9 protein-coding genes are annotated in these 12,126 nt (G+C 63.3%); 7 read left to right on the top strand and 2 right to left on the bottom strand.

All coding sequences use genetic code 11. From position 1 onward, the window contains the following. The 3 genes from B3H86_RS13790 to B3H86_RS13800 all read left to right on the top strand — a co-directional run. Positions 1-519 (top strand): ATP-binding protein (locus B3H86_RS13790; RefSeq protein ID WP_292054932.1); only part of this gene is annotated, 519 nt, incomplete at its 5' end. 49 nt (positions 520-568) lie between these two features. Further along, complete coding sequence (locus B3H86_RS13795; protein ID WP_292054934.1) at positions 569-2,113, top strand: response regulator; 1,545 nt, start codon at positions 569-571, stop codon at positions 2,111-2,113. Between the two features lie 35 nt (positions 2,114-2,148). After that, positions 2,149-3,891, top strand: a complete 1,743-nt coding sequence (locus B3H86_RS13800) for an AmpG family muropeptide MFS transporter (RefSeq protein WP_292054936.1) — start codon at positions 2,149-2,151, stop codon at positions 3,889-3,891. A 57-nt stretch (positions 3,892-3,948) separates the two neighbouring features. Here the strand turns inward: B3H86_RS13800 and B3H86_RS13805 are convergent, their stop codons facing one another. Together B3H86_RS13805 and dapF are read right to left on the bottom strand one after the other, a co-directional pair. Continuing rightward, entirely contained in the window at positions 3,949-6,225 is a 2,277-nt protein-coding gene (locus tag B3H86_RS13805; protein WP_292054937.1) for an NADP-dependent malic enzyme, read from the bottom strand. Between the two features lie 87 nt (positions 6,226-6,312). Then, entirely contained in the window at positions 6,313-7,176 is an 864-nt protein-coding gene (dapF, locus tag B3H86_RS13810; RefSeq protein ID WP_292054951.1) for a diaminopimelate epimerase, read from the bottom strand. A 41-nt stretch (positions 7,177-7,217) separates the two neighbouring features. Between dapF and B3H86_RS13815 the strand changes: the two genes are divergently transcribed. The 4 genes from B3H86_RS13815 to B3H86_RS13830 all read left to right on the top strand — a co-directional run. Beyond that, entirely contained in the window at positions 7,218-8,033 is an 816-nt protein-coding gene (locus tag B3H86_RS13815) for a potassium channel family protein (RefSeq protein ID WP_292054938.1), read from the top strand. A gap of 106 nt (positions 8,034-8,139) precedes the next feature. Further along, positions 8,140-10,335: a prolyl oligopeptidase family serine peptidase gene (locus B3H86_RS13820; RefSeq protein WP_292054940.1), complete on the top strand. Its 2,196-nt coding sequence runs from the start codon at positions 8,140-8,142 to the stop codon at positions 10,333-10,335. Between the two features lie 217 nt (positions 10,336-10,552). Then, positions 10,553-12,046: a hypothetical protein gene (locus B3H86_RS13825; protein ID WP_422653078.1), complete on the top strand. Its 1,494-nt coding sequence runs from the start codon at positions 10,553-10,555 to the stop codon at positions 12,044-12,046. Further along, positions 11,989-12,126, top strand: a 138-nt coding sequence (locus B3H86_RS13830) for a prolyl oligopeptidase family serine peptidase (RefSeq protein ID WP_292054953.1), incomplete at its 3' end; no start/stop codon positions are given. The genes B3H86_RS13825 and B3H86_RS13830, both read left to right, overlap by 58 nt.

A 12,126-nucleotide genomic window follows, 5' to 3' on the forward strand; every position in this document is an offset into this window, starting at 1 on the left:
AACCCGTGCCGGTGCGGCATGGGCGGTGCGGGCAAGGGGGCGTGCGGCAAGGCCCCGCGTTGCCAGCGCGATTACCAGAACCGCGTGTCCGGCCCCCTGTTCGACCGCATCGACCTCACGATCGAGACCCCGCCGGTCACCGCCGCGGACATGGCCCTGCCACCACCGGCGGAAGGGACCGAACAGGTCGCTGCCCGCGTGCATCGCGCGCGCGATATCCAGTTGGCGCGGGGCGAGGCTCTGGGCATTCCCCTCAAAGACGCCCTCAATGCCAGACTGACGGGTGAGGCCCTCGAAACGTTCACCCGACCTGATGCCGACGGCAAAGCCCTGTTGACCAAGGCCGCCGAGACCACAGGCATGAGTGCGCGCGGCTGGACCCGCACGCTTCGGCTGGCCCGAACCATTGCCGACCTGGAAGGCAGCGAGGTCATACTGCGCCGCCACATTGCAGAGGCCCTGATGTACCGCCGCACAACCCACCGCGCGGAACAGGCCTTTACCGCCATGACAACCTAAAAATCGTCGTTCGCCAGATTTTTACAATCGCGGGTCCAAGCTGCGCCTTATGTCAGACACGCATTGCGATAAACCACCGCGACGGACCAAAGGCGCAAAGCGCCAGAAGGCCCCTCACACAGGGGCCGAGCAGCAGTTCCTGCGCTTGATGAGCCATGAAATGCGCACCCCGCTAAATGGGGTGATCGGCATGTTGAGTCTGCTGTCGCGCACCCGTCTGGATGGGGCGCAGAGGGCCTATACCGAGGCTGCGCAGAAATCGGCGGAACACCTGCTGGGTCTGGTCAACGATCTTCTGGACTATGCCCGGCTCGAGGCTGGCGCACTGGAGTTCGACCCCGCTCCCGTAGATCTCGAAGCCCTGACCCGCAGCGTCGCCGAGCTGTTAAGCCCGCGCGCCCATGAACGTGATCTGGAAATCATGTGGTCGGTGGCCGAGGACGCACCCGATATCATGGCGGACGAAAGCCGCCTGCGTCAGGTCTTGTTCAATCTGGCCGGCAATGCGGTGAAGTTCACCGAAGAAGGCAGCATCCATATTTCGGTCGAACGTGCAGGCGGCACGGAAAAGAAGCCGCGCATCGCCTTCATAATAGATGATACCGGCCCCGGCGTTCCGGTCGAGGCACGCGACCGTATCTTTGAAGAGTTTGGTCACGTCGATCATTCCGACGCCGCCCGCCATGACGGCGCCGGACTGGGTTTGGCCGTCGTCAGCAAGCTGGCACAGGCCATGAAAGGCACGATCACCGTAGGGGACCGTCCAGATGGCCGCGGTGCCCGCTTCCGTTTCGAGGCGCAGTTCGACCTGGCAGAACTCCCGCCCCGCAGCCAACCCCTCAATGGCCTTTGCGTTCGCGTCATGACCCATGACGCCATGCTGGAGACCTGCATAAAAACCCAGATCAGGGCCAGCGGAGGCTCGGTCGGTGATGAGGCGGATGTCGTTCTGGTCGATCATGCCCTGTCCGACAACGGGGCCTGTATTCCCCTGCCTTCCGAACGCTCCATCATTTTGCTGCGTCCGTCCGAACGCGACCTGATCGCCAACTACCGTCGCGCGGGTTACCACGGCTACCTCATCAAGCCATTGCGGCGAGAGTCGCTGGCTCAACGCGTTCTGGTTGCCACGCCACATGCCAATGTCACCCCGGTCACCATCCGTCATCTCGAGGACGACCGTCTGGCCGTCGGCAATTTCAAGGGCGTGCGGGTGCTCCTGGTCGAAGACAATCCGGTGGGGCAATTGCTGGCCAAGACCCTGCTACGCCGCGAAGGCTGTCTTGTTCAGACCGCAGCCGACGGCCACGAGGCCCTGGCGGCAGCCCGTACCAATCTGTTCGACATCATCTTCATGGATATGCGAATGCCGCGCATGGACGGTCCGACGGCCACGCGCCGCCTGCGGGAAATGGGTCAGTCCACGCCCGTCATCGCCCTGACAGCCAACGCCTATGCCGAGGATCGCGCCGCCTGTCTCGAGGCCGGCATGAATGATCACCTGACCAAGCCTTTGGAAATTGATGCCCTGCGAATGGCGCTCGCCCGCTGGACGAACGGCAGCAACCGCGCCAAGTTGGCCGCAACAAACTGAGGCCGGTCGCATCCGGCCCCTCGCCGGAGTAGAATATGGCCCAGCCCGATCAGACGCCCGTCGATAACGGTCCCGTACCGGAACCCCAAAAGGCGAAGCGTTTCGCGGGTCTGGCCGTCTATCTGGAGCGTCGCCCCTTTGCGATGCTGTTGCTGGGCTTTTCGGCGGGCCTGCCGTTCCTGCTGATCTACGACACCCTGTCGGCGTGGCTGCGCCATTCGGGCGTGTCGCTGGAAATGATCGGCTTCTTCGCGCTGGCAACCCTGACCTATGCGCTGAAGTTCGTGTGGGCCCCGCTTCTGGACCGGACCAATATTCCGCTTCTGTCCAAATGGCTGGGCCACCGCCGCTCGTGGATGCTGGCAACACAGGGCGTCATCATCTTCGGCCTCTGGATGATCTCGGGGCAGAACCCGAATGAAAACCTCGGCCTTGTCGCGGCCTTTGCCGTCATGGTCGGCTTCTTCGGGGCCACCCAGGATATCGCCATCGACGCATGGCGGATCGAGGCCGTCGATGACAGCCGTCAGGGAGCCATGGCCGCCGCCTACCAGCTGGGCTACCGCGTGGCCCAGATCGTGGCGGGCTTCGTGCCGCTGGCCCTGGCCGAGTTCTACAACTGGAACCTGTCCTATGCCGTCATGGCCGCCCTGATGGCCATCGGTGTGACGGGTGTTCTGCTGGCCCCGCGCGAGAAGGCCCACGTCATCCGTCCCATTCCAGTGGCCGACATCCCCTCGCATCCGCTGGCTGAAAAGGCCGAGTGGGTGGTACGGGTCCTGCTGATCTTCCTGTCGGCCATCCTGATCGGTACGGGCCTGACCGACAAACTCTCGGCGTTTGAATGGGCTCTGGGCTGGCTGCTGCCCGAAGGGGTGATGCAGGCCCTTGGTGCCGGCCTTGAGACAGGCGGCGGCATCGGCGTCTTGATCCAGTTCGTGTGGATCATCATCGGTTTTGGCCTGCTGTTCGCCTCCTGCTCGCCCATCCCCGGCTACCGCACCCGTCCGGGTGCCTATCTGGCCGCGTCGTTCGGCGCGCCGGTGAAGGATTTCTTCGTCCGCTTCGGCAAGCTGGCAGGACCGATCCTCGCGCTCATCTGCCTCTACCGCCTGTCGGATTTCGTGCTGAACATCATGAACCCCTTCTATCTGGATCTGGGGTTCAGCCTGCTGGAGATCGGCGAGGTCCGTAAGATCTTCGGCGTGGTCGCCATGTCCATCGGCGTGTTTCTGGGCGGGGCCATGGTGGCGCGTTTCGGACTGGTGCGGACAATGGTCATCGGCGCCTTCATGAGCCCGGTGTCCAATCTGGTCTTTGCGTGGCTGGCGACCCAAGGCCATGACCTTCGCGCCCTGTTCATCGCCATCGGCATCGACAATGTCGCCACCGGCATCGCGGGCACGGCCCTGATCGCCTACATGTCCAGCCTGACGTCCGTAGGCTTTACCGCCACCCAATACGCCCTGTTCAGCTCGCTCTATGCCCTGCCGGGCAAGCTAGTGGCGTCGCAGTCGGGCAAGATCGTCGAGGCCTCGGCCCGAACCGCCGATGCGGGCGGCGTAACCGCCCCGCTGAAAGGCTTCTTTGATCATCTGCCAGCCGGTTCACTTGTAGAGGGTGCCGCCAAGAGCGGCGTATCCGTCGCGGGTCTGGGCGCGGGCTATATGACCTTCTTCTTCTATTCGACGGCGATCGGCCTGTTTGCCATCGCGTTGGCCTTCTATGTCGCGCCACGGCATCTGGCGCTGAAGAAGGCCCAAGAGGAAGCCGGATAACAAAAGGGCGGTGCCATCGGCACCGCCCTTTCTCTTTGTCATCGGACCTGATCGGGATCAGGCTTTGTCGTCCGCACCATAGGCGGCGAAGGTCGCCGCATTGATGATCTCGCTGACCGAAGCGCCCAGCGGCACGATCTGCACCGACTTCTCCAGACCGACCAGCAGCGGACCGATCACGGTCGCGCCGCCCAGCGACTGGACGAGGCGGGTCGAGATGGCCGCCGAGTGGATGGCTGGCATGACCAGCACATTGGCATCGCCCGTCAGGCGCATGAAAGGATAGTTGGCGCGGGCATCGGGGTTAAGCGCCAGTTCCGGCGGCATTTCGCCTTCGTATTCGAAGTCCACGTCCATGCCGTCGAGGATGCGGATGGCCTCGCGGACCTTCTCGCCACGGTCACCGGGCGGGTCACCGAAGGTCGAGTACGACAGGAAGGCGACGCGCGGGGTACGGCCCAGTTTGCGCACGGTCGCTGCGGCCTTGACCGCGATCTCGGCCAGTTCCTCGGCGGTCGGCAGTTCGTGGATCGAGGTGTCGGCCACGAACAGGGTGCGGCCCTTGGCCAGCACGATCGACAGGCCGATCATGCGGTCGGTCACGTCCAGAACGCGACGGACCTCCTTCAGGGCCATGTTGAAATTGCGGGTCACGCCGGTGACCATGCAGTCCGCCTCACCACGGGCCACCATGGCGGCACCGAAATAGTTGCGGTCCTGGTTGATCATGCGCTGCACGTCACGGCGCAGATAGCCACGGCGTTGCAGACGAGCGTACAGCCAGTCGACGTACTCGGCGTTACGCTCCGAGACGCGGGCGTTCATGATCTTGATGCCTAGGTCGTCGAAGTTGAACCCGGCCTCGGCCGCGTTCTGACGGATCAGCTCTTCGCGACCGACCAGGATCGGCTCGCCCAGCTCGGCCTGCTTGAAGGCCCAGGCGGCACGAATGACCGACGGCTCTTCGCCCTCGGCAAAGACCACACGCTGCTTCGGCCCCATGCGGACCGCCGAAGAGATCTTCTGCATCAGGGCCGCCGACGGATCGACGCGCGAACGCAGCGAGGTGCGATAGGCGTCCATGTCCGCGATCGGGGTACGGGCCACGCCCGTTTCCATGGCCACCTTGGCGATGAAGGGCGGGATGTACCAGACCAGACGCGGATCGAACGGCGACGGGATGATGTATTCGGCGCCGAATTTCAGCTTGCGGCCACGGTAGGCGGCGGCCACCTCGTCCGGCACGTCCTCGCGGGCGAGCGCAGCCAGAGCCTCGGCGCAGGCGACCTTCATCTCGTGGTTGATACGGCGGGCGCGCACGTCCAGCGCACCACGGAACAGGTACGGGAAGGCCAGCACATTGTTGACCTGGTTCGGATAGTCCGAACGGCCCGTGGCGATGATGGCGTCGTTACGGACTTCCTTCACCTCTTCCGGGGTGATTTCCGGATCGGGGTTGGCCATGGCGAAGATGATCGGGCGCGGTCCCATGGACGCGACCATCTCCTTGCTGATGGCACCCTTGGCCGACAGACCGATCACCACGTCGGCACCGACCATGGCCTCGGCCAGGGTGCGGTGAGGGGTTTCGGTCGCGTGGGCGGCCTTCCACTGGTCCATGCCGTTGGGGCGACCCTTATAGACGACGCCTTCGCGGTCACAGATCACGGTGTTTTCGGCTTTGACGCCAGCGGCCTTCATCAGAGCGATGGTCGACAGACCGGCCGCGCCCGCGCCCGACAGGACGACCTTCAGCTCTTCCAGCTTCTTGCCCGCGATGTGGGCGGCGTTGATCAGGCCAGCGGTGGCGATGATAGCCGTGCCGTGCTGGTCATCGTGGAAGACCGGAATGTCGAGCAGGTCCTGCAGCTGGGCCTCGATCTCGAAGCATTCCGGAGACTTGATGTCCTCGAGGTTGATGCCGCCCCAGGTGTCGCCGATGTTCTTCACCACGGTGATGAACTCGTCCGGATCGGTCGTCTTCACTTCCACGTCGAAGCTGTCGACGTCGGCAAAGCGTTTGAACAGGACCGACTTGCCTTCCATCACCGGCTTGGACGCCATGTGACCGAGGTTGCCCAGACCCAGAATGGCCGTGCCGTTCGAGATCACCGCAACCAAGTTGCCCTTGGAAGTGTAGTCGTAAGCCTTGTCAGCGTCCTCGGCGATGGCGCGCACCGGCACAGCCACACCCGGAGAATAGGCCAGCGACAGGTCGCGCTGGGTCGCCATCGGCTTGGTCGGTGCCATCGAAATCTTGCCGGGCGTAGGCACCCGATGAAAATCCAGGGCGTCTTCGTCGGTGAAGGTCTGTTTGTCAGTCAAATCAGGCATCTACTTCTCAAACCAAAGGCGGGCTGCCGCCCATCGTTCCTAGAGCGCCGTTTGCAAGGAAACAACAAGCGCCGCGGTCAAACTCCATTACAACACGGAATTCAGGGTCCCGGTCCTCTCAATTTCCACCGGGCCGGTCATAAATACGTGGTTCGTAGCCTCGTCCCATTCGACCAGAAGTTCACCCCCGTCGAGGATCATGGTCGCGGCACGGTCAACAAAACCGCGTCGGTTCGACGCCACCATTGCCGCGCAGGCACCGGTACCGCAGGCCAGTGTCAGCCCCGCGCCTCTCTCCCACACCCTCAGACGAATGGTCTGGCGGTCCAGGACATTGGCAAAGCCGACATTGACGCCTTCGGGAAACAGGGGGTGGTGTTCGATCAGCGAGCCGGTTCCGCGCACGAAGACATCGTCCTGTTTGTCGGTGAAAAAAACGACATGCGGATTGCCCATCGACACCGCGCCCGGCGTATGCACCACCGGATTGTCGATGGGGCCGACCTGAAGTTCGATACCGCGCGTGTCCATTTCCTCCGCAAGCGGGATCTGCGTCCAATCCAGACGCGGCTCGCCCATATCGACACGCACCCTGAGATCACCCGCACGGCTGGCGCGGGCCACGCCGCCCAAGGTGTCGATCACGACTTGATCGGTGTCCGCACCGTCCAGCAACAGCCAGCCCACGCAACGCAGTGCATTGCCGCACGTTTCCACCAGGGAGCCGTCGGCGTTCCATACCCGCATAAAGGCATCGGCATCATGGGCGCGCTCGATCGAGATCAACTGGTCAAAGCCGCCCAGACCGGCTTCGGGCGAGGCCAGGCGGCGCACTTCGCTTTCGCCCGGCTGGAATTTGTTCCGGGTGGCGTCCACGACAATGAAGGCATTGCCCGCACCGTTCATGCGTACATAGGGCCAACCGGCCGATGTCTGGCTTTGTCCAAGCATCATCTCTGGGAATTCCCTGTAACTCATGTATCGCTGGCAGCATGACAACCAGCGGCGATCCCGTACCCCACTCCCCCAAGGCTGCGGACGGCCTGAGATTGAGGGCGCGTTTGCGTTACCTCTATCACGGCACCCAGCCCAATGCGGTGAAATTCCGCCTGATGGTGATCCTGATCGATCTGATCATCATCGGTTTTTTCATCGCCGCACCGATACTCAAAGAGGCGGGGTGGGCCTTCTATGTGGCCGATGCCATCATCGCCCTGATCCTAGGGCTTGATCTGGCGGCGCGGGCCTATGCCTATTCCGATATCAAGTCGTGGCTGAAAAAGCCGATCGTCTGGGTCGACCTGATGGTGCTGGCCACCCTGTTGTTCCCGGCATGGCTGGCCAATTTCGGTTTCCTGCGTCTTCTGCGTTTCTGGAGCTTGCTGAACAGCGACCTGTTCTGGCGCACGATTGGACGCAAATTCGATGATACCCGCGTCGAGGAAGTGACCCGCGCCGCCGCCGCACTGGTCACCTTCGTCTTTGTCACCACCGGTTTTGTCTACGCCTATTTCCGGGGCAAGGCCGAGGGCATCCACGGCTATCTCGACGCCCTTTATTTTACCGTGGCCACCCTTTCGACCACCGGCTTTGGCGACATCACCCTGCCGGGCAACTGGGGGCGGGTCATTTCCATCGTCATCATGCTGGTGGGGATCACCCTGTTCATCCGCCTGGCCCAGACCCTGATCCGCCCGGGCAAGGTCCGCTTTCCATGCCCACGCTGCGGCTTACAGAAACACGATCAGGACGCGGTTCACTGTAAAGCGTGCGGTCTTCTGCTGAATATTCCGGACGAGGGGCACTAGGCTGGCGGATTTTCTGCGGAAATGAGGTCGAACCGATTTGTTGCCTTGTCGTGTCGTAATGTGGTCGTCAATGTGACGAACTCGAACATAGAGTCAGGGAGGACCCATGTTCCGCATCATGACCCGCGCCGCGGCCTATCGTTCCGCTGCGGCTACTGCCGCCCTCATGCTGGGAGCCGGCATTCCGGCTATGGCAGCGGCCCAATCGGCACCGCCCCCCTCGGCGCCCGCCCCCGCTTCCGGATTTGCAATGACCGACGCCACAGACCCGTATATCTGGCTCGAAGACATCGAAAGCCCGCGCGTCAATGCGTGGGTCGCAGAGCGCAATGCCCGCACGCTGGACACGCTGCAATCCCATCCGGTCTATGAAACCCTGCATCAGCAGGCGCTGGACATCCTGCAGTCCCGTGACCGTATTCCGTCCGGGGGTCTGACCCGCGGCGGCAAGGTCGACAATTTCTGGCAAGACGCCGACCATGTGCGTGGCATCTGGCGCCGTACCACGGTCGAATCCTACAACACCGACAATCCCGTCTGGGAAACCATTCTGGATGTCGATGCACTGGCTGCCGCCGAGAATGCCAACTGGGTCTACAAGGGCTCGAACTGCCTCCAGCCTGAAGGCCGCTACTGCCTGCTCCAGCTGTCCAATGGCGGCAAGGACGCGACCACCGTTCGTGAATACGACACGGTCGAGCGCAAATTCGTCGAAGGCGGCATCAGCTTCCCCGAGTCCAAGAGCGGCATCAGCTGGATCGACCGCGACACCCTGCTGATCTCAGACGCCTTTACCGAGGCCGCGCAGACCACCTCGGGTTACTCCCGCGTGGTGCGTGTGATGAAACGCGGCCAGAGCGTCGAGCAAGCCCCGATCGTCTATGAGGGCAAGCCAGATGACATGTCGATCTCGGCCTATGTGCTGCGCGATGCAGACGGTGTCGCCAAGGCCACCTTCATCAACCGCGCCATCGACTTCTATAGCCGCGAGACCTTCGAACTGAAGGCCGACGGCTCGGTCGTGCCGGTTCCGCTTCCCGCCAAGGGTGGCATCACGGCGCTGGTCGCTGGCAAGCTGGTGGTGTCCACCGACGAGCCGTGGACGGCACCTTCGGGTCAAACCTTCAAGACGGGCGACGTTTTCGCCTATGATTTCGAAGACTGGAAGGCCGACAAATCCGTGCAGGCCCAGTTGGTCATCAGCCCGGGCGAGCGCGAGGCCATCGAAGGCATTTCGGCAACCCGCAACAAGCTGATCGTGGCCCTGTACGAGAATGTGCGCGGTTCGATCTATGTCTACGACCCGTCCGACTGGTCGCGCACGCGTCTGGACCTGCCGGAAAACGTTACGGTGGGCATCGGCTCGACCTCTCGCGAGAACGACCGCTTCTTTGCGTCGGTCAGCGGCTATCTGACCCCTTCGACCCTCTATATGGGTGATGCTGCGACCGGTACCGTCGCCGTGTCCAAATCCCTGCCGGCCAAATTCGATGCCAGCGGCAAGATTGTCGAACAGCACGAGGCGGTCAGCAAAGACGGCACCCGCGTGCCCTATTTCGTCGTGCGCAATGAAAATGCGCCGATGGATGGCTCCAACCCCACACTCCTGTACGGCTATGGCGGGTTCCAGAACTCGTTGCTGCCGTCCTATTCGGCCACGATGGGCAAGCTGTGGCTGGAGCGCGGCGGCGTCTATGTCATCGCCAACACCCGTGGCGGCGGCGAGTTCGGCCCGCGATGGCACCAGGCTGCCCTGCAACAGAACCGCCAACGCGCACACGAGGACTTCCAGGCCGTTGCCGAAGACCTGATCGCGCGCGGCATCACCAGCCAGCCGCACCTTGGCATCATGGGCGGCTCGCAAGGGGGTCTGTTCATGGGGGCCATGCTGACCCAGCGTCCGGACCTGATCAATGCGGCCATTATCCAGGTGCCGCTGTTTGACATGCTGCGCTTCCACAAACTGCTGGCGGGCGCATCGTGGATTGGCGAATACGGCAATCCGGACATTCCCGAACAGCGCGCCTGGATCGCGGAATACTCGCCCTATCAAAAGCTTGATGCCGATGCTCCGTACCCGGAGGTCTTCATCCACACCTCGACCAAGGATGACCGCGTCCACCCCGGCCACGCCCGCAAGGCCGTGGCGCGTCTGGAAGAGCTGGGCCATCAGGTGCTGTTCTACGAGAACACTGACGGTGGTCACGCCGCCGGGGCCAACCTGCGTGAAACCGCCCGCCGCCAAGCCTTGGAATACACCTATCTGACCCGTCGTCTCATGGACGACAGCAAAGCGGACTAAACAGATAATGATGCGTACACTGCTTATTTCGGCAGCTCTTCCCGCTATCATGCTGGCCGCCTGCGCCACCCACACCACGGGTGCCGCGGGCGAGCCCGGCAAACCGGGCATCAGCGCCTCGAGCACCCCGCCTCACTTCCCGCGCGACCTGTCACCTGCCGGCGTGGCCGCCGCCGATGACAATCTGGCGCTGGAAGAGGTGCAAGGCACCGAAGCTATGGCCTTTGTCGCCCGCTCCAACGAGAAGGCACTGGCCGCTCTGACGACAGATCCGCGTTACGATACCTTCCGCCAGCAGGCCGAAGCGATCCTGACCTCGACGGACCGTATCCCCTCGCCACGCTTCCTTGGCGACCGGCTCTCGAACTTCTGGCAGGACGGCACCAATCCCAAGGGCCTGTGGCGTCGGACGACCGTCGAAAGCTACGCCACGCCGAACCCGCAATGGGAAACCCTGCTGGACGTGGACGCTCTGGCCAGGGCCGAGGGGCGTGACTGGGTCTTCAAGGGCGTGAACTGCCTCGCCCCCGCCGAAACACGGTGCCTGATCTCCCTGTCCGACGGCGGCAAGGACGCCGTCGCCGTGCGCGAGTTCGACGTCACCACCAAACGTTTCGTCGATGGCGGCTTCTCCATCCCCGAGGGCAAGCACCGCATCAGCTGGCTGGATCAGGACACCGTGCTTGTGGCTACCGATTTCGGCCCGGGCTCGCTGACCGAAAGCGGCTATCCCTATATCGTCAAATCCCTGAAGCGCGGGCAGGCGATGGCACAGGCCACCGAGGTCTATCGCGGCGAACAGGGTGACGGCGGCTATGGCGTCTCGCCCATCGTCATGCGCAAGGTCGATGGTTCGGTCGAAGCGGTATTGTTCAACCGCCCGCTGGACACCTTCCGATCGCAGATCTGGGCGCTGGGCGCCGATGGCAAGCCGTGGCAGCTGCAACTGCCCGAGCGCGTCGGCATCCAGGGCATGCTGGATGGCAAGCTGATCTTCGCGCTGGACCAGGACTGGACCTTCGACGGTCGCGCCTACAAGGGCGGCGACCTGCTGGCCGTGCCACTGGAACTGCTGAACATCCAGCGTTCGCGCATTGCCTATCCAAAACAAGCGGCCCTGGTGTTTTCCCCGACCGCCCGCCAGTCTCTGCAGGACGTGCAGGTGATGAAGGACGGCATCATGGCCGTCATCGCCGACAATGTGGTGGGCAAGCTGACCCGCTTCACGCTGAACGACAGCGGCTGGCAGCAAAACGCCATCGCCGTGCCGGAAAACGTGGCGGTAAACCTTGGCTCGGCATCACGCTCGACCGGTCGTGTTTTCGTCTCGACCCAAGGCTTCCTGACCCCGCCGACGCTCAGCCTCGCTGACTTCAATACCGGTGCCGTGGCGCCGATGAAGGCCGCGGCGGCCAAGTTCGACGCCTCGACCCATGTGGTCGAACAGTTCGAGGCCACCTCGACCGACGGGACCAAGATCCCCTACTTCATAGTCCGCCCCCGCGATCTCAAGATGGACGGCAAGGCCCCGACCATCCTGTTCGGTTACGGCGGCTTCCAGGCCAGCTTCCCGCCCGCCTACAAGCCGGAGATGGGCAAGCTGTGGCTGGAGNNGGCGGCGGCGAGTTCGGCCCGGGCTGGCACCAGGCCGCCCTGCGCGAAAACCGCCAGCGCGCCTTTGACGACTTTGCCGCCGTGGGCCGCGACCTGATCGCGCGGGGCATCACCTCGTCGCAGCATCTGGGCATCTATGGGCGTTCCAACGGCGGGGTGCTGACCTCGGTGTCGATC

This window comes from Brevundimonas sp. UBA5866 (assembly GCF_002432125.1).
Taxonomy (GTDB): domain Bacteria; phylum Pseudomonadota; class Alphaproteobacteria; order Caulobacterales; family Caulobacteraceae; genus Brevundimonas.